Source organism: Spirosoma sp. SC4-14 (assembly GCF_037201965.1).
In the GTDB taxonomy this organism is placed as follows: Bacteria; Bacteroidota; Bacteroidia; order Cytophagales; family Spirosomataceae; genus Spirosoma.
In genome coordinates, this window is record NZ_CP147518.1 from 6,830,918 (window position 1) to 6,853,683 (window position 22,766).

A 22,766-nucleotide genomic window follows, 5' to 3' on the forward strand; every position below is an offset into this window, starting at 1 on the left:
ATCGCTATAAATAGCTTTTTACAGATATTCCATAACGAGGCAACTGGCGGCAACTATCCAACTGCAGCTTTTTGGCAATATGTGCTTTGTGATTTACGGTCGTTCGGTAACTAATTCCAAGCTGATCGGCTATTTCAGTTGCAGTTGCTCCGTTAGCAATCATCCGTAATACCTCTTTTTCCCGTTCTGAAAGCCGGCTCAGCTCCTCACGAGTTGCATCAGAAAGAACTTCTACTCCGAAATTCTTCAGCAAACTCATGAAACCATTACTATAATAACAACCACCATTACTCACTGTCTGGAAGCACCGGTATAGCTCGTCCAGGCCATCACTGGCATATAAAAACCCGAAAAAACCCATCTGCATCGCTTTGGCGACCATTCGAAAATCGGGTTTGCTGGTATAAAGAATAAATTTGGTCTGATAATTCGATGCCCGCATTTCCTGCACGATGTCGAAACTTCGCTGTCCGGAAATTTCTGATTCCAGAATTACGCATTGCGGTCGTTTTACCCGAATCTGTTGAAGCGTATCTTCCATTTCAACAGCGCGTCCTACTACATTATACCCCTGTTCCTTCAACAGTTGGCTAAGCACCTCGCAGGTAAATACTTCCGATTGTGCAACAAGAATAGAAAAGTCTCGACGACGAAGAGCAAAGTTTTTTGTAGGTTCCTGGCCTGTAGCTGACTGATTCATATCGGCTGATACATAAAAGAGTGGTTGAATCTACGATGTAAAGCTGAGTTCAAGCAATACTTCAATACTGAAATCACCATTTCTCCGGACGAAATCACCTAAATGGCATATTCTTTATGGGTGATTTCGTCCGGAGAAATGGTGATTTCACGCAAAACAGCTTGTTTTACCTTATAATAGCATACTACTTTTGGTCATCAGCTAATTGTCTTCTATTTCAGAAACGAGTTTATGATGATCCAGCAAGAAACATTGTCGTCCGCCTACGAAGCTTCTTCGGCCGAAATACAAACTATAATTATGGAATGGGTTGAAGCGACTGAACAGTTTCATCATCGCTATGCCCAACTCACTGAGGTCATCAATTCTCTTCAGGTTGCCGACCGCCGTCGGTCTAGTGGTGCTAGCCGCTCACGGTTACGAAAACTCATTACACTGCGTCATCACATGAGTGATGTATTGATGACGCTTATGCTGGATATGACAGGGCAAAAGGCCAGTCGTTCAGCTCAGCCTTCAAAACCCGGACAACTTCATTCGCATACTCGTTTGCTGGCTGAATTAAACCGGGAAATCGATGCCGAATTGCTAAATGCCAAATCGGTAGCTCAAGCATAGTGTTCACCTCCCCCTATTGATAAAGGTTAGTTCCTCAGAACTCTGAGGAACTTTTTTTATGGTCATTATAGTAAAAAATTACTATTCCTATAATAATAAGCGGTAATATAAAAACCATAGGTTTTATATTTAAAATAAACAAAGTAAGATCAACGTACAGGATGTACCTACATCAGCCCGATATAACAGTGCCTAATAAGCGCGAAATCTCTACATCAATGCGTTTGTAATGCATAAACTCAGTGAGTAGTAAGTCTGCTTCTTCGGGCGATTTACTACTCAGGTCACGCAACTGCTGCTGTAGATCTGCCATACGCTGCTCTGCCAGCATTTTCTTAATTCGCAAAATATTCCGATAAGCAGCATCGGCTAAGATGCTTATTTCTTCTTCCGAGGGCACATATATTTCATGCTTTAGCCAGCCATCACTGATTTCATAGCGGGGCGTTGTCAGATGAATTGTGTGATGCTGGAAATCAACTTCATCGGCTGTAGGACGATTCAAAAAATCACCCGCAGTCAATATCTCGCCCCGGCTGTAGGCTTCCCGAAACAGGGTAAGAATAAGATTATACGGCGCAGTTTGAAAATCTACTTCATGAAGCTCACTGAGTATGTACTGACAGAGCGTTATACCTGGTTCAAGCTCACGAGCCCCGTAGTTTATCAATAATCGGATACATTCTTCCTCCTGAAAAGATATAGGGGTTTTAACGGGCTTAACACGTTCATCGGGCTCCCATACCGATTTATTTACGCTTTCCGATGAGTCAATCTCAGCGTCGGCAAATAAGGCATTCAGGTCATCGGCAGAGGGCTCGGGGGCAGGCGTACCGCTTTGCCGAGTTTGACGCTGCCGCTCAGAGTCTTTTCGGCTTTGGTCCTGCTGTTTCCTCAACAATCGGTTAATTTCGGAAATCACTGATTGTTCGCTTACGTGAAAGACCTGGGCAACTCGCTGAGAAAGGGTTTGTCGTTTGAGCGGGTCCGGTATTTTTGTAATACTGGCACAAACATCGGAGATTCCTTCGGCCCGCCGAAGTGGATTGTCGCCAGCTTCGGCAAGCCATTGCCCTGCTTTGAAATCAATAAAATCCTGAGAATTTGTTCTGATATAGGCCTTGAAATCTTCGGCCCCTACCTTATGTACGTAACTGTCAGGATCTTCACCGTTGGGTAACAGCAGCAGCCTTAAATTGAGTCCTTCTTCGAGAACCATATCCAGACCGCGAAGAGCCGCTTTTATGCCAGCCGCATCGCCATCATATAAGATGGTCACATGCTGCGTAAAGCGGCCAATGAGTCGAATCTGTTCGGTAGTGAGTGAAGTACCGGACGAAGCAACTACATTCTTGATGCCAGCCTGGTGGAGCGAAATTACATCCGTATAGCCTTCTGTCAGATAACAGACATCCTCCTGCCGGATAGCCTGTTTTGCCTGATAGATGCCATATAGCACCTGGCTCTTATGATAAACCGCGGTTTCGGGTGAGTTCAGGTATTTGGGCTGGCTTTTATCGACTTTCAGAATACGCGCCCCAAAGGCAATTACCCGCCCCGAAACATTATGGATCGGAAACATAACCCGCCCCCGGAATCGATCAAATACCTTACCTCCTTCTTTGATCAGGATAAGTCCTGCTTTTTCAAGCATCTCTCGGCTATAGCCACGACGAACCCCTTCCTGCAACAACGCATCCCACTGGTCAAAACTATAGCCCAGGTCAAAGGCTTCAATAGTTGGATTTGAAAAGCCCCGCTCCCGGAAATAGCTCAAACCTATACCTTTACCCTCATCTGATTGAAGTAATGCTTCCTGAAAGAATGTTTTAGCAAAGTTCAGGGCAATAAGCAAACTCTCGCGCTCATTCTGCCGAAGCAAATCTTCGGGAGTTTGTTCCTGTTCTTCGATTTCAATACCATATTTTTTTGCCAGATAGCGGAGTGCTTCGCCATAGCCAATGTTTTCAATATCCATCACGAAACGGACCGCATCACCTGCTTTGCCACAGCCGAAGCATTTGTAAATCTGCCGCGTTGGATTGACATTGAAAGATGGGGTCTTCTCATTATGAAAAGGGCAACAGGCAATATAATTGCTTCCTCGCTTTTTGAGCGAAACAAAATCATTGATTACTTCCAGAATATCAGTAGCCTGCCTGATGCGGTCAACAGTCTCTTCGGGTATACGCATGCCAAATCACAAATAGACAATAGATATCAAAGTTACGCCGAAACTTGACCCATCGAGTATATTATACGCCATAAAAGCCAAAGCTTCTTTTCTTTGGCAGCGTTTTTGCTAAAGTAGATATAGCTAACTTTTTCAGTTATTGACATCGTCTGGTTTACTATATGAAAAATCATTTACCCTCAGAGTTGAATCAGATTAATGGATCTGGAATACGGGTAACTTTTATTATATTATTGCTCCTGGCCGCCTGTCATAAACAGCCAATCGATCCTACTCAACCAGGCGCTGCTTTAGGCAAACCGGCCGACCAATATGGCAATGATGTTGCCACTCAATGGGCAACTCTTCAGCTTAAGCTAACCCAAACAACCCCTGGCTTTTCGCCCCCAGTCGCTTCACGCGCTTTAGGCTATGCTGGTTTAGCAATGTATGAAGCTGTGGTTGCGGGTATTGCTGACCGAAAATCATTGGGAGGACAGCTTCAGGGACTTCCAGCCTTACCACAACCGGAATCGGGTCAGACCTACAACTGGGCACTAAGTGCCAACGCAGCCCAGGCAGCAATCATCCGCGACCTATATCCAACTACATCGGCCGCCAACAAAGCTCGTGTCGACTCGCTCGAACAGGTACTTCTGACACAATTTAAAGACACAGACGACGCCATTAACCAGCGTTCGATCACCTTTGGCCAGCAAATAGCATCGGCCTTATTTGAGTGGTCAAAAACCGACGGTGGGCATGAAGGCTACTCCCGAAATTTCCCGGCTAGTTATGTAGTACCAACAGGTCCCGGACTTTGGCAGCCCACCGAAAATGGACAGAAGATCCCAATGCAACCCTACTGGGGAAAAAACCGGACATTTGTAAAGGCAAACGACCTGTTGCCAATGCCGAAGCCGCTACCTTACTCAACGGATGTTAAATCGGCCATATTCCAGCAGTATCTGGATGTTTACACAAAGTCTAAAAATCTGACCCAAACCGAAAAAGAGATTGCCGTATGGTGGGCCGATAACCCAACCGATACTTTCACTCCGCCAGGTCACTCCTATAGCATTGCCAATATTGCCATCAAGACCGCCCAAAGCAATCTGGCACGGGCAACCGAAGCCTTTGCACGCACAGGCATTGCCGTAGCCGATGCATTTATTCTATGCTGGCGCTGCAAGTTTACGTACAATAATCTACGTCCCTACACCTATGGGCGACTAGCCATCGACCCAAACTGGGTTCCGTTCTGGCCAGCTCCACCATTTCCGGGCTATCCTTCTGGTCATGCTACTCAATCGTCGGCCGCAGCCACCGTTATGACAGATCTCTATGGCGAAGGATTTGCGTTTGTCGACGATTCGCACGTTGGCCGGGTCAAAGACGCACAACGTAATGTTGAATTCAAAGCCCGTACGTTTACCTCATTCGCAGCAGCCGCTCAGGAGTCGGCCGATTCGCGTTTTTACGGAAATATTCATACCCGGCAGGATAATGAAACCGGGCTAACGGAAGGCAAAAAGATTGGCGCAAACATAAATGCGCTGGAATGGAACAAATAGCCGATAACTAACGCATTTTCAGCAGCAAGTCCTGCCGTGTTGGTCGGTCGGATGTGAGATCATAATCGATTCCTTCACGGTCTAAATAGTCCATAAAGGCCACGTAGCTCTCTCTTTCGACCGTAAAGACATACCAGTTTTCGTAAGGTTCATTAAATAATTCTACCTCGGTCAGGATCGCTTTTTTCTGCAATTTTTGATACTGACTGCTTTCAGGTACCGTTTGCCTCACAAGAAAATACCACATTACGCTTTTCGTTTTTTCATAAAACGAAAAACCCATCCAACAGTTCGTTGTATGGGTTTTTCTACTTATAACGACAGAGCTACTATTTATTCACAGCTACATTGGCAGCCAGAATATAATCGGCCAGTACTAGTCCTGCTTCGTTCAGATACAGGTCTTTTTTCTTCTTCGGTGCATTAGCCGTTCCTGTTTCATCGGTTGGCGTAGAGATCTGCGAAACCTTGCTGGCAGCAGCCCGTTTCCGTTCTGCATCTTCGCGCTCTTTCCGACGTTTCGACTCCTGAAGCGACACAACTGTATTTTCCTTGGCCTTCTTAAAATCGGCCAGATCTTGTGTCAATTGCTTCATTTCTGGATCCGATTTAAGGCGTTGTTCAAAACGTTCGCGCAAACGGCTTAAAATTTTGTCGTCGAGCGCATGAGACTGCTCGTAACGAGTAGATCCAATATGATCCCAGGGCAATGCACTTGGCTGAGAGCTTTCGCCATATTCTTCGGCCGAAAATGCTGATGGAAGTTCAATATCAGGCGTAACCCCTTTATGTTGGGTGCTGCTGCCATTGATGCGATAGAACTTCTGAATTGTCATTTTCACCTGACCTACCTTCTCGGGTTCTTTAGGCAGCCACTGATTCAAATCGATCAGGGTTTGCACCGTTCCTTTACCGAAAGTCTGACCACCTACAATAATACCACGCTTGTAGTCCTGAATGGCAGCGGCAAAAATTTCGGATGCCGATGCGCTAAACCGGTTCACCAGAACTGCCATTGGCCCGTCGTAGGTTACAGAGGGATCTGGGTCGGTATAAACTTCCGTTTCGCCAGTCGATTCGCGAACCTGAACAACGGGGCCTTTCGGAATAAACAAACCCGTTAGGTTAATTGCTTCGGTCAGAGAACCACCTCCATTATCGCGCAGATCGATGACAATACCGTCAACTTTTTCGCCTTTCAGCTCTTCTACAAACTTCTTAACGTCGCTGGTAGTGCTGCTAAAGCCTTCTTCACGCTTACGGGCTCCTTCAAAATCGCGGTAGAACATGGGAATGTTAATTACACCAATTCTGAATGGGCGTCCATTATCTGTTAGTTCAATAACCTCTTTCTTAGCGCGTTGCTCTTCCAGTTTTATTTTTTCGCGCACCAGTCGAATTTCTTTAGGAGGAGCTCCGGCCAGTGCATTTGGCGAAATAATTTGCAAACGAACAACCGTACCTTTCGGCCCTTTGATCAGTTTGACCACATCATCGACCTGCCAGTTCATTGTATTCACCATAGCGCCATTATCGCCCTGGGCTACACCGGCAATCTTATCATCTTTGTTGAGCAGTTTGCTTTTAAAGGCAGGACCTCCCGGCAGCACATCCGTAACCCGAATATAGTCGCCATCTTCCCGTAGCATAGCACCGATACCTTCCAGCGACTGGCTCATTTCCTGATTGAACCGGTCAGCATTCGATGGCGACAGATAGTTTGTATGCGGATCGAGCGCTTCGGCAAACGAGTTCATATACATCTGAAATACGTCGGCGCTCTTCATGCGGTTAATTGCCTTATCAAGGTTGGCATACCGCTGCGACATCAGCGCCACAACAGCACTGTCTTTGCGGTTGCCCAGGCGTAGTTCGAGTTCCTGATTTTTCAGGATTTTACGCCAAAGCTCGTTTTGTTCTTCAATCGTTTTGGGCCAGGCTGCTTTCTCCCGATCGGTGTTGAAGGTTTCATCAGCCGTGAAAGAGAACGGTTTTTTCAGTTGAGCCTTAATAAAATCGCTCCGTTCCTGATATCGTTTACGAAACACATTATACAGATCGTAAGCGGCCGTCAGGTCACCATTCACCAGGGCATCATCGATCTGGTACCGGTATTTTTCAAAAGCTGCTACGTCTGACGCCAGCAGATAGGTTTTGCTGTTATCTACTTCTTTAAGATAATTGTCCCATACAACCGACGAGAGTGAATCGTTGAGCCGCACTTTCCGGTAATGGTACGTAGTCAGCAGCTTTGCAACCAGCGATTCTACTTTCTCCTGAGAGACAGTAGGTTTTAGTTCATCGGCAGGGTCCGACGATTGCGCCACGTTCGACAGCGCATTGCCCGGAGTGAACGCTCCAGAAGGCGAATCCGGCTGAAAGCTCAGCATCAGCACGGGCAAAAGGGTCACCAGATACTTCTTCATCTACACTACCCAGATTAATTGTGAATGAGTGAATGAGTGATTGAGTGAATGGTGCTATTGAGTTTGTCCATTCGCTCAATCACTCATTCACCATTCACTCATTGTTTAACAATGTCAAGCAATTCGACATCAAAGACCAGTGTTGAGCCAGGTTTGATATCAGGCCCTGCTCCCCGGTCGCCGTAGGCCAGATCGGCCGGAATATACAACTTCCATTTCGACCCAACGGGCATGAGTTGCAAAGCCTCAGTCCATCCTTTTATTACTTCATTAACACCAAACTCGGCAGGTTGTCCGCGCTCTACAGAGCTATCGAATACTTTTCCATCGAGCAAGCGGCCTGTGTAATGTACTTTAACACGATCGGTAGCCGTTGGTTTAGCGCCGGTGCCTTCTTTTTCAACAGAATACTGCAAACCACTGGGTGTTGTTTTTACGCCCTCCTTGGTTTTGTTCTCCGCCAGAAAAGCCTCACCCACTTTTTTGTTCTCAGCCGACAGCTTACTGTTCTCGGCATTCCGAGACGCCATCTGCTTCTGCATAAAGGTATTCATTACCTGACTGGCCTGCTCCATCGACAGCTGGGTTTTCTCGCCCTTAACGGCATCTTCCAGACCACGAGCCAGCAAAGTGCTGTTTAAATCATTGATACCTTGCTGCTTCAGGTTTTGTGCCATAAACAAGCCAATGCTATAGCTAATCGAATCCTGAGTTGTTGCTAACGAAGGTGTTGTTGGCGCTTTAGCAGCAACAGCGGGTTTTGCCACAGCGGCTGTTTTGGCCGGAGTTGGCTTTTTAGCTACTGGCTTTTTGACTTGGGCAGTCGCAGTACCGGCGACAAAAACGGCCGACGCAACACTGGCCAGCATCCATTGATTGAACTTCATGTGAACTGAAAACGGGGTAATACGTAATAAAGTCATTTATTGATAAAACGTGAACAGATAGAAGAAAAGTTTGGCAAGTGTCAGTTTCTCAAAAATTTTACTTCCGTTTTAATTCGCTAAACACAGTTGCTTTTACTCCGAATAATCTTTCTATCCAGCCAATAAAAGTAACGAATCGTGGCTGCTTTTGCTAATCATAGCTTCTTAAAATACTCCAAATTTGGACAAACGGTTTTATTGTTCGCTCAATGGTTTAGATCTTTATTATCAATTTATCAGAAAAGTCTAAGATTCAGAGTTGAATTATAGAATCATTCACATTTTTATTAAATTTTAATCGTACCTTTGCGGCCGAAAATCAATCTCTAAATTTCATCCTATCTTATATGGAATCCGTAAGACCCGACGAGATATCAGCCATTCTGCGCCAGCAGTTAGCCGGTACACAAACCGAGGCTGAACTCGAAGAAGTCGGTACGGTGCTGCAAATCGGCGACGGCGTAGCGCGTATCTACGGCCTCTCGAAAGTGCAGGCCGGTGAATTGCTGTCGTTTAACAACGGACTTCAGGCCATGGCCCTGAACCTTGAAGAAGATAACGTTGGAGCCGTGTTGCTCGGCGATTATTCGGACGTCAAAGAAGGCGATACCGTTAAGCGCACCAGCCAAATTGCGTATGTAAACGTTGGCGATGGCATTCTGGGCCGGGTAGTAAATACCCTTGGCCAACCGATCGATGGCATGGGCCCTATCCAGGGCGAATTATTTCAAATGCCGCTGGAACGGAAAGCACCCGGTGTTATTTTCCGGCAGCCCGTTAACGAGCCACTGCAAACGGGTATTAAAGCGATCGATGCCATGATCCCCATTGGCCGGGGGCAGCGCGAGTTAATTATCGGTGACCGCCAGACCGGTAAAACGGCAGTAGCCATCGATACCATCATTAACCAGAAAGAATTTTTCGATAAGGGTCAGCCTGTATTCTGTATCTACGTTGCCTGCGGTCAGAAAGCATCGACCGTGAAGCAGGTAGAAGCTACGCTTCGCAAAGCGGGTGCAATGGATTATACAGTTATTGTATCAGCCAACGCATCGGACCCATCACCAATGCAGTTCTTTGCACCGTTTACGGGTGCGGCTATCGGTGAGTACTTCCGCGACACCGGCCGGCCGGCACTGGTTGTTTATGACGATCTGTCGAAACAGGCCGTAGCTTACCGCGAAGTATCGCTGCTGCTGCGTCGCCCACCCGGCCGTGAGGCTTATCCGGGAGACGTATTCTATCTCCATAGCCGGTTGCTGGAACGGGCTGCGAAAATCAACGCCAACGACGATATCGCCAAGAACATGAACGACCTGCCACCCTCTCTGAAAGATAAGGTGAAAGGGGGCGGTTCGCTGACGGCTCTTCCAATTATTGAAACCCAGGCCGGTGACGTATCGGCATACATTCCAACCAACGTAATTTCGATTACCGATGGTCAGATCTTCCTTGAGTCGAACCTGTTCAACTCAGGTATCCGTCCGGCCATTAACGTAGGTATTTCGGTATCGCGCGTGGGTGGTAACGCACAGATCAAGTCGATGAAGAAAGTGGCAGGTACGCTGAAACTTGATCAGGCCCAGTTCCGTGAGCTGGAAGCGTTTGCCAAGTTCGGCTCTGACCTCGATGCTTCGACGAAGCTAACCATCGAACGTGGCCGACGCAATCAGGAGATGCTGAAACAGCCTCAATATTCGCCCGTATCGGTAGAACAGCAGGTTGCTATTATCTATGCTTCTACCAACGGCTTACTCGACAAAGTGCCGGTAAACAAAGTAAAAGCATTCGAAAGCGAGTTTGCTATGGTATTGAGTGCTCAATATCCAGGAGTTCTGAACGACCTTCGTGCCGGTAAACTTACCGACGAAGCAACCGCTACCCTGAAAAAAGTAGCCGCTGAACTCTCGGCTCAATATTAAACTAGTTTTCAGTCTTTAGTTTTTAGTTTTCAGTGGCTGACGCGAAATTGTTTTTGCACTTCATGCACTGAAAACTAAAAACTGAAACCGAAAACTTTCAGAAGACTATGGCATCTCTAAAAGAAGTACGCGCCCGCATATCGTCGATTAATTCGACACAGCAGATCACCAAAGCGATGAAAATGGTGGCCGCTGCCAAGCTTCGTCGGGCTCAGGAGAACATCACGCAATTGCGGCCTTATGCCCAGAAACTGAGCCAGATGCTCGGAACCGTTTCGGCTGGGGCAGAAACGGCGTCAGATAGTCCGTATAAACAAACACGGCAAATTGACCGTGTATTGCTTATTGTAATTACTTCCGATCGTGGCTTATGCGGTGCGTTCAATACGAATGCAATTAAAGGAGCACTGAACCTGATCGACGAAAAGTATACATCGCAGTTACGGTCCGGAAACCTCGACATTATGGCTATTGGCAAAAAAGGTGCAGAAGCTTTTCAACGTCGTGGTTTTAAGGTAAATACAAACCATATGAACGTGTATGGGTCATTGAGCTTTGCTACTGTTCGTGCTGCCGCCGAAGAAGCAATGGAAGGCTTTGCCAATGGCCATTACGACGTGGTGGAAGTTGTTTATAACGAATTCCGGAATGCCGCCGTACAAATCATCCGGACTGAGCAACTGCTTCCAATTGTTTCTACTGAACCAACTGCTGGTTCGTCGGCTTCGATCAATTATCTCTTCGAACCGTCGGAGGAAGAAATCGTTACGGAACTAATCCCAAAAACGATTAAAATCCAACTCTATAAAGCAATCCTGGATTCAAATGCAGCATTCTACGGAGCGCAGATGACGGCGATGGATAAAGCAACCGACAATGCTGGTGAACTGCTGAAAGAGCTACGGCTAGTGTATAACCGCACCCGTCAGGCTGCTATTACAACGGAAATTCTTGAAATTGTGGGTGGTGCCGAAGCACTGGCCAGTTAACATGCGTTAGTATAAACATAAAAAAGGCGAAACCGTATTGGTTTCGCCTTTTTTGGTAATAAACACTCGAAGGGCGTTCTGCCATAAAACAAAAAACGCGAAAGCAACTTAGTGGAGCTCCTTATCAATCGGTAGTAACAGAACTAGACGAAGAAGGCTTTTCCGCTAAAGCGGGAGCCAACTGAACAACAGGACGAGTTAATCGGGGCATTTTATAGTTTCGGCTAGCTATATCCTGATTGGGAGTATGCAACAATACAATTCCTCCTACAGGCGGCTGACCAACCTTAGGCATCTTATAACTGGCCAACTGGTTGGTTCCCGATTGAGGAACACGAACACCCATACCGGATTCAAAATGCCGATGGTGTACAGAAGCCGCCTTGTTTGAGTGCTTATAGTTGTTTACCGAATAGGTTGGGTCGCGCTCCCAAACGGGTCTTGTTTGTGCCAATATAGTTGCCGAAATAGCAGTAAGAGCGGCCGTCATGAGAATTGAAAATACCGGTTTCATAGCTGTGGTTTTGTTGTTGTAAATGAACAGAATAAGCGGATTGGCCTAGAGCCGACGTAGCTCACGCCGAAAATTCTGAATAAGCTCTTGCTCCTTGCGCGATATGTCGTCGTGTGCTTCGGCTACTTTTTGCAGCAAGGCGATATACCGCTGTTTAGTAGCCTTGTCGAGGCTATGGCGATTGGCTTTAAACCGTCTTAAGCCAAATGCATAAGCTTCTTCGGGGCTTTCGTCATAGTTTTCCTTCAAAAAGAAGGCATGTAGGGCTAAATCTCCATGTGGCTCGTTTGCCATTATTTCTTTAACAGTCTGCATTTCAGCAAGCTGGATACGGCCATCAACTTTGGCCAGGGCATAGACAACGCTGCCAATACCCATAGCAAGATCAGGATTTTGTGTAGTTTTCATGGGTGTATCAATAATGAATGATGAGTTTAGATTGAACTGGCAGGAGAGACACAGTTGCTATCTGCCACGTCCTGCCAGACGGACTTAATTACGCCAACGAATTAGGCCAAAGCACCAGAAGGGTCCCGCCGTTAGAAACAATGGCCTTGCTGTTAGGTAAAGTCGAGCACTTATGGAAAGCTTCAATGGCTTTAACTTTTATCAGCAGAGGAGTAAGCCTCTACGATCAGAATTTAATCAATGCGTAGCTATGAGTTAACGTTCTAACAATCTTGTACGCAAGGTATTCAACTGCCGGTCGGCCTCCATCTTGGCTTCCAATAACGAGTCATACTGAATGACCTGTTTTTGGTAGCGTTTGTAGTGAAACTGTACTTCCGACCTCATCCGTAGAAATCCCACCAGAGCAATGCCGAAAAGCAACCCACACAACAGCGGAAACACCTGGCGAAAGGCGCGTCGCATTCGACGATTAGGCCGTTGGCCCCGAGCCCAGCTTTTTGGTCGGGGTCTGGAATAATCAAGGGTGTACTGTTTCATAATCCTGGTACGAAAGGAAGGCGTTTTGTTGCCTTATGAATAGTTATTAAGCATAGCAGCCAAGTTCGTTGCCCTTTGTTGAAACAAAATTGCTACGACCAATTTAGAACCGGGTTAGACTCAGATTAGAAAGAGATTAGGATTGAGGGAGCGACAGGGTGAAGATTGTTCCCTGTGTATCGTCTGATTGCACCGAAAGCCGTCCGTAGTGTAATTGAATAATCCGCTGTGTAAGCGACAGACCGATTCCGTGCCCGGCAATATGCTGGCCATTGCTACCTCGCCGGAAAGGTTTGAAGATGTCGGCTAATTCGGCAGGAGGAATAGCTGTCCCCTGATTGTGAAAAGTAAGCACAATAGAGTCAGCTTCTACCATTAATTTTATAGACACGCGATGGTTGGGCGAGAACTTGACTCCGTTTTCGCTCAGATTGAACAAGGCCGTTCGAAGTAAAGCCTCATTGCCATTGACCCGCCAGCTTGTAGGTAGTGTAGTACCAATTTCAACCACCACAACCGCATCCGAGCGCACCCGAAGCAGATCGGAGCGGGTTTGCCAAACAAGTTCATCCAGCGCTACTGGCACCATTGCCACAACTGATTCGTCGAGGCTAACATTAGCCAAGCTAAGAAGCCCATTGGTTAATCGATTCAGGTCGCGTACGTCGTTAAGAACCGATTGAACCATTATACGCAGGTCAGCTTCAGTATCTCCAGCCATCAGAGCAACCTCCAGTTGTCCTGTAATAGCCGTTAGTGGTGTACGGAGTTCATGTGAGGCATTGGATACAAACGTGCGCTGAAGCCGAAAAGCATCTTCGAGCCGGTCAAGCATCTGATTGAATCGCTGCGCCAATTGGCTGAGCTCGTCATTGTCAGGGCCTTCGGTCAAACGAGTGCTTAACTGCGAAGCCGTAATCGTATCTACGCTGGCAATAACCCGACGAATGGGTTTAAGCGCACGGCCGGCAAAAAAACGCCCGGCTAGAAAGACAATAATCGTCGCCAGAAACCACCCGCTGACCAGGAGCATGGCTAAATCCCACTGCTTACTGAATCCATATTTATCGACAGCCGAAGCCAGTATTACCAAACGGTCGGCATGATTGGTAAACAGAACGCCCACTATTTCGCGGTCGCCCACGCGCCAGTATACCTCGCCCTCCAGCCGAATCTGATCTAACTGTTCTTTGCTGACCGTCAGATAATCAGTGCCACTTTCATAAACAATCTGATTCCGGTAATTATAAATAATAATTTCTTCCTGAGTCAGTACGGTCATCTGGTTCTTATCCAACAACCGATAGAGCTGAGGTGTAATAGCCTGACGGCCAAACAATAATTCGGCCGATGTGGTAGCTTCGGCACGCAACCGCTGTCGATATTCGCTCTCTCGCAGCCGTTCGGCTACAATGTACAGTACAAGGCCGAATAAGATAAGCAGCCCTGATACAATAGCCGTAAAAAGAAAAGTAAGGCGGTTGCGGATAGTCATCGAACAGGAACGCTATTTTTCTTTCAGTACATAACCCATACCCACTACGGTCTGAATTAGTTTATTGGGATAGTCTTTATCAATTTTATTACGTAAATAATTGACATATACCTCTATTACATTTGTCCCGGTATCGAAACCCACATCCCATACATGCTCAGCTATATCCACGCGCGACACGACCCGCCCAGCGTTGCGCAGAAGGTATTCAAGCAATGAAAACTCACGGGCTGTCAGTTCAATTGTTCGACCTGCCCGACGCGCAACTTTGGCCGGTATGTCGAGTTCAAGATCGGCCAAGCGTAGAATAGGTTCGGCTTCCTGCGGAGGAGCTGCCCGACGAAGCAATGCTTTCACACGGGCCAATAATTCAAGAAAATCGAACGGTTTAGCCAGATAATCATCAGCGCCAGCCTCAAAACCCAACAATTTATCGGTTGTTGTGTCGAGGGCTGTTAACATCAGAATTGGCATGGCCGGTTTTTTAGACCGAATATACGTTGCGAGTTCCAGACCGCTAACAAAGGGTATGTTTACATCCAGAATCGCTAAATTGAAGCGTTCAGAGCCTATGAGTCGCTTTCCCTCACGCCCGTCGGCAGCTACTGTTACAGCATAAGCCTGTGTTTCGAGGCCTTTTTTTATAAACAAAGCTACCTTAGGCTCATCTTCTACGACCAGTAAATGTGTTTTTTGGTGGTTTAGCATAAAAGTCAATATACAAATTATTTTCCAACGTGATAAAGAATCTAACAGGGTTCCATCAGGTCATTCTAAAGATCAGTATACCAGGTCTCCGGCTATTTCGTACCGCCGTATAAAAATCAGGCATCCAAAAACAAATAAAAACCCATAAACCTACTAATTATCAACAAGTTAAACACCAATACCATCTCTTACCCAAAGGCCATTTCCGGAACTATCCATTCCTATATTCAGTTATTTAGTTGTCATATACGAATGGCCGTTTGCTCAACGTTAACTAATCGGTTTGACACCCAATAATGATCCAAAAACACATGAAACTCAAAGGCATAATTAGCAGTCTTTTCATCGTCGGTACGCTGGCGTCCTGCGCCCCTTCCATTACGGTCAAATACGACTATGATCCTAAAGTAAATGTCCGTCAGTTTTCGACCTACCGTATCGAGGCCGATCGTCAGCGCAATGCAGACCCCATTGTAGGTAGCAACCTGAACCAACGCCGAATTGCCGACGCGCTGGATCAATCCCTGAAAGCACGCGGCTATAAGCCCGTCAATCAGGGTGAAGCCGATCTGGTCGTACGCTTCTTTACTGATTCGCGCGATCGTCAGCAAATCCAGTCGAACAATATGTATTCACCTTATTCGTGGTGGTATGGTGGCATGGGTAACAACGTTTATTCTCGCCAGTATGAAGAAAACCGCGTTGTGGTAAACGTGATTGATGCCCGTACGAACGACATTATCTGGCAAGGCTGGGCAACAGGTCAGCTCAACACCCGCAATAAAGAACGCGACCGCGATCAGGCCTTCCGCGAAACGGTAACCAGCATTATGAAAAACTTCCCTGAAAGTGCTGGTCAGGATTATGGCGCCGTTCGCTAACGTTATTTTTCACATTCTGGAAAAGCCTATGGGTCGATTGATTCATAGGCTTTTTTATGGTTATAGCTTTTTGTTTATTTGCACCTCTTACTATTACCTACCATGCAAGCTACCAGCAAAGGAGTCGTTTACTCTCTCCTAACCGTAGTAGTCGTGCTACTGCTGGGCATAGCTGCATTATTAGGTGTTGCCAATTATAGGCACCAGCGACTCGAAGACGCCACTCAGGACCTTCGTCGTAGTATTTCGCAGCAGGAAGGCCAGATCAGAAATCTGCAGCAAAGACTCGAAGACTGCGATACGATAGATACCATCACCCCTGTTGATACTTCCTGGGGAACACCTCCTCCTGCTTCTGTCCAATAAAGCGGCAACTTATGTCAACAGTTGACTTGAGCCCTGTTGGCTAGATCATTATTTAGAATTATTATTAATAATTTTGATATTATTTGGAAATATTCTAAATAAAGACTAGTTTAGTCGTAGGAAACAGTTGTACACTGAAACCGGAAATTCCTATGAAATGCCAATGCCATCTCTTATCTGATTCGGTTAACGGACGAATAATTCTATACGGTCATACGGCCCCCGACGATACTCACAATATTGCTTTGCAGTTTAATAATATCACCCAATGGCTGTGCTACGATGACTTTCTGGCTCTGGAATGGAATGTAAGAAGCATTGATACAAACGCTTATTTCGCGGCTCATCCGCACGAAGATCGGATTCATTTAAGTACACCATCCCGGTATCTGTCATTTAGTTTCCGATCAAATGAGCTATTCGAACTTCGCAATATGCTCAGTCGGGCCGTTGCCCGTCTTCACTGGATTGAAACCCTGCGCCGGGCACAAAATTAAATGCTAAGTGTGATGCTCAATCGTTATGCCTTCCGAACAAACATCAATACCGACGAGCGCGTGCACCGGGTAGCTTGCCAACTCTGCAAACTGCAAAAGCAGTCGGGGCACGCGGTTTGCCGCTGGAGTATTGACCTCGACGATTGCGATTGTACCCTACGCGTTGAAGCCGAATCGGTAACCGAAACCGATATAATCAGAATCCTGAAAAAAGCTGGCTTACAATGCAGTGTTCTGTCTGGATAAGACGCCGTATTGCTTAGCTACCATAAGCCAAACGGGTGCCTGCTCTGAAACAGGCACCCGTTTGAACTTTATAACGAGCTGTTACGCATCAAATACGTTCCCATCATAGGTAACGCTGGAAACTTTTTTATCCAGATAGAAAAGCTGATCAGCCGGAATCTGATCGAACAGATCCAGACAACGACGAGCTATATACTCTTCTTCCATTTGTTCTTTCACATACCACTTCAGAAGCTCTTCGGTGGCGTAGTCGTTTTCCCGACGGCAAATACCGATAATCCGGTTAATTGAATCCGTCACGGCAATTTCCTGCTCCAGCGCGGCTTCGAACACAGACCGTAGTGAATCAAACTCCTGGCTCACAGCCGGTATTTCGGGCGAGTATGCAGTAGCCCCCTGATCACATAGGTAATGAAATAGCTTCATGCCGTGAGTACGCTCTTCTTCCGACTGTTTATAAAAAAAGCCGGCACTATAATCCAGACCATTACGGTCGCACCAGCCCGCCATCGCCAGGTACTTCGATGACGAGGTCATTTCCATTTGTATTTGCTGATTCAGAGCCAGTTCGATGCTCTCTTTAATAGGTGTTCGAAGTCTTGCTAAGTCTTTCATAAGTATAAGGCTACCGTGTGCGGTGAGATAATTCTGTAACAAAAAAACAACAAAAAACCGGCCGTTGTTATGCAGCCGGTTGATTATGAGAATATTTAGACAAAGTCTATGTATGCTTATTCGGCTACCGAGCAGCCGCACTCGCGAAGGATCGTATTTAATTCGAGCATGAGCTTAGCCCCAGCAAGGAGTTCCCTCAAATGCACAATTTCGCATAGGGTAAGCACATAACAACGTTCAGAACGGGGAGGAGTCAGAATTTCAACATCATAAGCAGCATCGGTGCTCAATGCCATTTGCCGGACATCTATGGTTTCGACCATCCGCCGAAAGTAGGTAAAGTCGCGAGCCGATAAAGCTGTATGGGTATCCCAGAATTCCAGAATCAGCCGATTGGTTGTATCACACTGATAAACAACACCTTTGTCAGTCCTAAATACTTCCTGATACGTTGCCGGTAGGTTACTCGTCATGGTTGCATTAAAGAATGCACAAATATACAAATCAAACTCTAATTTAGATAGTTTCTAAACAATATTTCTTATTAGCTTATGGAGCTGTGGCTACAGATAGCCACCCAAACTGGCCATCCAGGCTTCTAACAAACTGAAAATCAGAAAATTTAGCCAATACATTAACGTCACTGCCCGGCATTAATGTTTTAACGACAGCCGCCCTTTGATCTGCCGCATCGAACAGTTTAGTCGACGTTGATAGAGTTACCCGGTGAAGAGGTCGTTTCATCGATTCAGTTGAACTACTGGCCACGTAGCCCATTTGTCCGTTAGGCAGTTCGACTCGCAGCCATGCCGCCGTACCGCCAACAACAGTAAGTGCTGTTGCGTTGGGTAGCTCTCGCAAAATTGGCCCATCGCTACCCGGAGCAACTCGTACAAACGCCCGATTTGTAGAAATCCGAACCGAATCGCCTAACTTCGACTCCGGCAAAAGCGTTTGCCTGGCTGGTCCTCGGCCCAATCGGATAAAAGGCAATGGATCGATAGCCCCTTCATTGAACCCATAAATACCAAAATGAAGATGTGGTCCGGTGGTGCGGGCGTTTCCGGTATTGCCAATAAACCCTACGGTATCGCCAATCGTTACACGCTGACCCGTATTGACGTTCCAGCGATCGAGATGTGCATAATATAGCCGAATAGCGCGATCATTATCCGACAAAAACACCACATTCCCGCCCAGGCTGTTCGTTGTAACACCCGTAATGACGCCATCGACTGAAGCCACCGCTGGTGTACCACGAGGAGCAAAAATATCGACCCCTTCGTGCCGCCGACGGCCTGCATCGCGCGAAGCACCAAAAAAACTACTGATCTGGCGACTGTCGCGTCCTTTAACCGGAAAACTCAATGCGGGCTCACGGGTGATCGAAATTGTATAACTGCCACTTCGCAATAATTCAGGCTGAATCCGAATCAGGCAAGTTTGTGTCCGACGCGGCTCCCAGGCCAACACATTGGTGTCGGCTTTTGAAGCGGCCAACAAACTGGCGCGATTTCGGTCGTCGAGCGCATAGACATCAATAAATACCTGAGTTTGCTTTTTTCCCTGCGTTTCTACCTGTACAAGAAACCGGTCGCCACGTTGCGCACTCATCCGATACCCAACAGCAAATGGTTTCGCAGCCGGGAAATAGCCACGCTCTCGGTATGGGATTGAAATAGTAAGCGAATCCTGTAAAGCCCGTTCACCGGCTGCCAGCCAGTCAGCCCCTAAGGCCGTCTGGTCAAGCTTAGCCGTTCGTAATGACTGACCATATTGATCATGGGGTGATGTTGGACGAAATAGGTTTGTTGCCGGTCCTATTCCCTGGCAGGCTTCCAGCAGAGCTACAGCCAGAGCCATATAGGGAAGGCGAAATTTCAATTTAATTTCCATAGTAAATCTATAGTATTAAACGATATTATTTGAACACGTATTTTCCATGAACAGGCCTATAAGAGTAATTGTAATAACTTTGTCAGCCATGCTTTGATAAGAAACTCGTTGTCAAAGCAGAATGATTAGCGCAGAAAAGCGTTAAAATTGATATTGCGGGCTAAAATTTCTAAACTTGTAGCTAAAGTTGTTCCCTCTTCCACCGTGGATTCAATAACAGTATTTGCTCCTGCTACCGTAGCCAATGTGGCTTGCGGGTTCGATATATTTGGTTTTGCCGTCGACAATCCCGGCGATCAGATCACCTTAACGACCAGCCCGGAACCGGGCGTCCGAATTATCGATATTATTGGCGATGACGGTCGGTTACCCCGCGAAACGGGTCGTAACACAGCAAGCATTGCCATCGAAACATATCTGAAGCACATCAATCGCCCCGATGTTGGTGTCGATGTAGTTCTTCATAAGCAAATGCCACTTGGCAGCGGGCTAGGTTCCAGCGCAGCCAGCGCCGTTGCGGGTGTTTTTGCAATTAACGAACTGTTGAATCGTCCGTTGCCAACCATAAAGCTACTGCCCTTCGCTATGGAAGGCGAACGCATTGCCTGCGGCTCAGCTCATGCCGATAACGTAGGGCCTTCACTATTGGGTGGGTTTTGCGTAATCCGTAGCTACCAGCCGCTCGATGTGATTCGGATCGAAACGTCGGCCACGTTATTCTGTACGCTTGTTCATCCCGACATTGAGGTCAACACCAAAGATGCCCGGTTCATTCTGAAAAATGAAGTTTCGTTAAAGAATACAATCATTCAGATGGGCAATGTGGCAGGCCTGATTGCCGGATTAATGACGCCAGATTATGGTCTGATCAGTCGGTCGCTGGTCGATGTCATTATCGAACCAGTTCGCTCTATCCTGATTCCAGAATTTAACGAAGTAAAACAGGCCGCTTTAGACAATGGCGCATTAGGCTGTAGTATCTCTGGTTCAGGGCCTTCTATGTTTGCCCTAAGTCATGATGCACAGACCGCCGAACAGGTTGGAGCAGCTATGCAGCAGGCCTTTCTATCGGTGGGCATCACCAGCGAGGCTTACGTGTCTGAAATAAACCGGCAAGGCCCTAAAGTATTGCCGAGTAAACAAACCATAGCGTAATTGCTATTGACTATTGGCGCTCGTCCAGAACATAAGCGTGGACGAGCGTAAGGTTATGCAATAGTATCACAGTTGTTCCCAGGTAAGTTTCCACCCTTCCAAAGACATGGGCATAGCAACGCCCGGCGTTTTTGGCTTTTCGGTTGCAACAAGTTTGAGCGGAATGGTTTGATGTGTTTCGGCCGTTATTAATCGATCCGTTCGTAGAAAGACTCGTCCCGATGCTTTATCAATCCATTCGATATGAGCATGAATCATATCGCCAACGGCAAATGAACGCTCGTTGAGCGTGATTGGCTGTACCACCTGAAAAATATAGAGCTTACCTTCGGCCAATTGCCCTTCGGTCATGTTGCGGGTCGTTACTCGCGGAGTCAGAACAGCCTCCGGCACAATGTCGGCAGATGCCAGCGCCGTTTTTTCGCTGGAGCCAACCGCCGAATCGGGCTCTGTTGTCTCCTCTTCTGTTAAGAGCACGACCGTTGTTGTTGAATCGGTTACGAATGTAGGGCCATCATCGGCCAGTTGTTGTATTGTTGCCTGTTCAAAGGCGTCTTCGCTTATATCAAATGAAGCCAGAATGGCAGCGCGTTCGTCGGGAAGCACAACACTTTCTGCGAGCAATTCCAGATGCCGACTGCTTAAATAATCGCGATAGGCTTCGGGTCGGGTCAGCAATTCTTTAACCGCAACGGCCTGATACAAATATGCTTTCGTTTCAGCCGACCGGTAGGGCAACGCCATTGGATGCAGATCTGGATGCTGGCGACTTAGCTGCTGAATATAGTTTGGCCCAGCGTTGTAGGCCGTTGCTACCAACATCCAGGAGCCAAGCTGCTGGTAGAGATCATTGAGATAACGGCAGGCTGCGTGGGTTGCTTTCAGCAGATTGAATCGATCGTCGCGTTTGCGCGATACGGTTAATCCCAACGACTGTGCGGTTTGCGGCATCAGTTGCCAGAAACCAGCCGCTCCCCTGCGCGATACTGCCCGGTTGGTAACGGCGCTTTCCAGCAGGGGTAAAAATTTAAAATCGGAAGGAATGTTGTATTGCTTCAGAATAGGCTCAATGAGAGGGAAAATAACCGACGCCCGGCGTTTCAACAGAGCCAGGCTGCCAGCCAGCGATGCCTGACGGCTCAGCGTTCGTATCCATCGCTCAGTAATTTTGGGCTGATTATCGGGAAGATTTTCGCCACAGAAATGGATCAGATTATCCTTGTCATCGTCGGGGAGCATTAGTCGGCTTCCCGAAAGGGCCGCATTGACCGTTAATAGTGCGCCGGGTTGCGCATATGCCTCACGGCAGGAGCAAAAAAAGCAGCCAACCCCGGCTGCAACCAGCAGGAACAGTTTCTTCATTGACAACAGAGCGTTACGATAGATATGTTTCGCGGCCATTCACGTTGAATGGCAATCGGTACTAGGCGGCTTCTCGCTCCTCTGCCCTGTTCTTCCTGTGCTGCACTAATCCAGCAGCCGCACTACAAAATTCTTTATTGAGTTATGTTTAATCACTTTTACCAACCGACCATTCTGGTAAAAGTAGTCATCCTGGCGATCATCCAGGGTTGCCCGGTACGCTCCGGCAGCTAGTGGAACAAAGGTGAAATAATCGCCAAAATACTCAGCATACACCTTATTCCGTCCGGCTGGTTCGTAAAAGTACAACGATGAAACGGAAAAATCGATAGGCTGAGGTTCGATTGCCTGTCGATTGTATTTATATTGATTAGCCACAATGGTGTAATGATCGCCCTGCCATTCGGTTCGGGAGCCGTAATTGCCCCGATTTGTTTGCGCTTCAACTGTAGACAGCATTAGCTTTTTGCCTTCAAAATGGCTAACGACTTTGTAATAAATTTTTACGGTATAGATTAATAAGTTCACTTTTACATCGCTGACGAGTATGTATGTTGTTCGGTCGCCAGCTTTAGACTGCCGAACGGCGGTCATTGTTCCAACCCGAATGCCTGCTATGTCAATCGCATAATGGTGCGTTTCGGCAATGTCTGGATCAGTCGTTTTTTGTGCAGTTGCCTCCAGCCCCATTGCACCGAATAGCAGAACGAACATTATTTTTTTTAGCATTATTTGCTCCGAAAGTTGCCTACCGC

General features: G+C 47.0%; 24 protein-coding genes. 9 read left to right on the top strand and 15 right to left on the bottom strand.

Going from position 1 to position 22,766, the window contains the following annotated elements:
• Window positions 1-4 precede the first annotated feature (4 nt).
• The gene (locus WBJ53_RS28195) at window positions 5-700 is read right to left on the bottom strand and encodes a response regulator transcription factor (RefSeq protein ID WP_338872530.1); all 696 of its coding nucleotides are present in this window, start codon (window positions 698-700) and stop codon (window positions 5-7) included.
• A gap of 231 nt (window positions 701-931) precedes the next feature.
• Between WBJ53_RS28195 and WBJ53_RS28200 the strand changes: the two genes are divergently transcribed.
• On the top strand, window positions 932-1,318 hold the full coding sequence (locus tag WBJ53_RS28200) for a hypothetical protein (protein ID WP_338872532.1): 387 nt from the start codon (window positions 932-934) through the stop codon (window positions 1,316-1,318).
• 172 nt (window positions 1,319-1,490) lie between these two features.
• Here the strand turns inward: WBJ53_RS28200 and dnaG are convergent, their stop codons facing one another.
• Complete coding sequence (dnaG, locus tag WBJ53_RS28205; protein ID WP_338872534.1) at window positions 1,491-3,512, bottom strand: DNA primase; 2,022 nt, start codon at window positions 3,510-3,512, stop codon at window positions 1,491-1,493.
• Between the two features lie 161 nt (window positions 3,513-3,673).
• On the opposite strand from dnaG, the gene WBJ53_RS28210 reads away from it, so the two are divergent.
• Window positions 3,674-5,065 carry a phosphoesterase gene (locus WBJ53_RS28210; RefSeq protein ID WP_338872536.1) on the top strand — a complete coding sequence of 464 codons (1,392 nt, stop codon included), beginning with the start codon at window positions 3,674-3,676 and terminating at the stop codon, window positions 5,063-5,065.
• A 7-nt stretch (window positions 5,066-5,072) separates the two neighbouring features.
• Here WBJ53_RS28210 and WBJ53_RS28215 read toward each other — a convergent pair whose 3' ends face one another.
• The 3 genes from WBJ53_RS28215 to WBJ53_RS28225 form a co-directional block, all read right to left on the bottom strand.
• A complete protein-coding gene (locus tag WBJ53_RS28215) occupies window positions 5,073-5,312 on the bottom strand; it encodes a hypothetical protein (protein ID WP_338872538.1) in 240 nt (79 codons plus the stop codon).
• A gap of 82 nt (window positions 5,313-5,394) precedes the next feature.
• Complete coding sequence (locus tag WBJ53_RS28220) at window positions 5,395-7,491, bottom strand: carboxy terminal-processing peptidase (protein WP_338872540.1); 2,097 nt, start codon at window positions 7,489-7,491, stop codon at window positions 5,395-5,397.
• Window positions 7,492-7,589: 98 nt separating this feature from the next.
• On the bottom strand, window positions 7,590-8,378 hold the full coding sequence (locus tag WBJ53_RS28225) for an FKBP-type peptidyl-prolyl cis-trans isomerase (protein WP_338872542.1): 789 nt from the start codon (window positions 8,376-8,378) through the stop codon (window positions 7,590-7,592).
• Between the two features lie 386 nt (window positions 8,379-8,764).
• Here WBJ53_RS28225 and atpA point away from each other — a divergent pair, with 386 nt between their 5' ends.
• Window positions 8,765-10,339: a F0F1 ATP synthase subunit alpha gene (gene atpA / locus WBJ53_RS28230; RefSeq protein ID WP_338872544.1), complete on the top strand. Its 1,575-nt coding sequence runs from the start codon at window positions 8,765-8,767 to the stop codon at window positions 10,337-10,339.
• Between the two features lie 107 nt (window positions 10,340-10,446).
• The gene (gene atpG, locus WBJ53_RS28235; protein ID WP_338872546.1) at window positions 10,447-11,328 is read left to right on the top strand and encodes an ATP synthase F1 subunit gamma; all 882 of its coding nucleotides are present in this window, start codon (window positions 10,447-10,449) and stop codon (window positions 11,326-11,328) included.
• Window positions 11,329-11,452: 124 nt separating this feature from the next.
• Here atpG and WBJ53_RS28240 read toward each other — a convergent pair whose 3' ends face one another.
• The 5 genes from WBJ53_RS28240 to WBJ53_RS28260 all read right to left on the bottom strand — a co-directional run bounded on the left by WBJ53_RS28240 (window position 11,453) and on the right by WBJ53_RS28260 (window position 14,993).
• Window positions 11,453-11,842 carry a hypothetical protein gene (locus WBJ53_RS28240; RefSeq protein WP_338872548.1) on the bottom strand — a complete coding sequence of 130 codons (390 nt, stop codon included), beginning with the start codon at window positions 11,840-11,842 and terminating at the stop codon, window positions 11,453-11,455.
• Window positions 11,843-11,887: 45 nt separating this feature from the next.
• Window positions 11,888-12,250, bottom strand: coding sequence for a TerB family tellurite resistance protein (locus WBJ53_RS28245; RefSeq protein ID WP_338872550.1), 363 nt, complete (start codon window positions 12,248-12,250; stop codon window positions 11,888-11,890).
• A gap of 255 nt (window positions 12,251-12,505) precedes the next feature.
• On the bottom strand, window positions 12,506-12,790 hold the full coding sequence (locus tag WBJ53_RS28250) for a hypothetical protein (RefSeq protein ID WP_338872552.1): 285 nt from the start codon (window positions 12,788-12,790) through the stop codon (window positions 12,506-12,508).
• A gap of 136 nt (window positions 12,791-12,926) precedes the next feature.
• Window positions 12,927-14,285, bottom strand: coding sequence for an ATP-binding protein (locus WBJ53_RS28255; RefSeq protein ID WP_338872554.1), 1,359 nt, complete (start codon window positions 14,283-14,285; stop codon window positions 12,927-12,929).
• Between the two features lie 12 nt (window positions 14,286-14,297).
• The gene (locus tag WBJ53_RS28260; protein ID WP_338872556.1) at window positions 14,298-14,993 is read right to left on the bottom strand and encodes a response regulator transcription factor; all 696 of its coding nucleotides are present in this window, start codon (window positions 14,991-14,993) and stop codon (window positions 14,298-14,300) included.
• A gap of 311 nt (window positions 14,994-15,304) precedes the next feature.
• Between WBJ53_RS28260 and WBJ53_RS28265 the strand changes: the two genes are divergently transcribed.
• The 4 genes from WBJ53_RS28265 (at window position 15,305) to WBJ53_RS28280 (ending at window position 16,983) form a co-directional block, all read left to right on the top strand.
• The gene (locus tag WBJ53_RS28265; RefSeq protein WP_338872558.1) at window positions 15,305-15,874 is read left to right on the top strand and encodes a DUF4136 domain-containing protein; all 570 of its coding nucleotides are present in this window, start codon (window positions 15,305-15,307) and stop codon (window positions 15,872-15,874) included.
• Window positions 15,875-15,976: 102 nt separating this feature from the next.
• Entirely contained in the window at window positions 15,977-16,240 is a 264-nt protein-coding gene (locus WBJ53_RS28270; RefSeq protein ID WP_338872560.1) for a hypothetical protein, read from the top strand.
• A 152-nt stretch (window positions 16,241-16,392) separates the two neighbouring features.
• Window positions 16,393-16,737, top strand: a complete 345-nt coding sequence (locus WBJ53_RS28275) for a DUF6686 family protein (RefSeq protein ID WP_338872562.1) — start codon at window positions 16,393-16,395, stop codon at window positions 16,735-16,737.
• A gap of 12 nt (window positions 16,738-16,749) precedes the next feature.
• On the top strand, window positions 16,750-16,983 hold the full coding sequence (locus WBJ53_RS28280; RefSeq protein WP_338872564.1) for a hypothetical protein: 234 nt from the start codon (window positions 16,750-16,752) through the stop codon (window positions 16,981-16,983).
• Window positions 16,984-17,064: 81 nt separating this feature from the next.
• Here the strand turns inward: WBJ53_RS28280 and WBJ53_RS28285 are convergent, their stop codons facing one another.
• The 3 genes from WBJ53_RS28285 to WBJ53_RS28295 form a co-directional block, all read right to left on the bottom strand.
• Window positions 17,065-17,598, bottom strand: coding sequence for a ferritin (locus WBJ53_RS28285; RefSeq protein WP_338872566.1), 534 nt, complete (start codon window positions 17,596-17,598; stop codon window positions 17,065-17,067).
• A gap of 116 nt (window positions 17,599-17,714) precedes the next feature.
• Window positions 17,715-18,071, bottom strand: coding sequence for a hypothetical protein (locus WBJ53_RS28290; RefSeq protein WP_338872567.1), 357 nt, complete (start codon window positions 18,069-18,071; stop codon window positions 17,715-17,717).
• Window positions 18,072-18,147: 76 nt separating this feature from the next.
• Window positions 18,148-19,494: a M23 family metallopeptidase gene (locus tag WBJ53_RS28295; protein ID WP_338872569.1), complete on the bottom strand. Its 1,347-nt coding sequence runs from the start codon at window positions 19,492-19,494 to the stop codon at window positions 18,148-18,150.
• Between the two features lie 204 nt (window positions 19,495-19,698).
• Between WBJ53_RS28295 and WBJ53_RS28300 the strand changes: the two genes are divergently transcribed.
• Entirely contained in the window at window positions 19,699-20,649 is a 951-nt protein-coding gene (locus WBJ53_RS28300; protein ID WP_338872571.1) for a homoserine kinase, read from the top strand.
• 66 nt (window positions 20,650-20,715) lie between these two features.
• Here WBJ53_RS28300 and WBJ53_RS28305 read toward each other — a convergent pair whose 3' ends face one another.
• Together WBJ53_RS28305 and WBJ53_RS28310 are read right to left on the bottom strand one after the other, a co-directional pair.
• The gene (locus WBJ53_RS28305) at window positions 20,716-22,011 is read right to left on the bottom strand and encodes a lytic transglycosylase domain-containing protein (protein WP_338872572.1); all 1,296 of its coding nucleotides are present in this window, start codon (window positions 22,009-22,011) and stop codon (window positions 20,716-20,718) included.
• A 105-nt stretch (window positions 22,012-22,116) separates the two neighbouring features.
• Window positions 22,117-22,725: a DUF6134 family protein gene (locus WBJ53_RS28310; protein WP_338872573.1), complete on the bottom strand. Its 609-nt coding sequence runs from the start codon at window positions 22,723-22,725 to the stop codon at window positions 22,117-22,119.
• Window positions 22,726-22,766 lie beyond the last annotated feature (41 nt).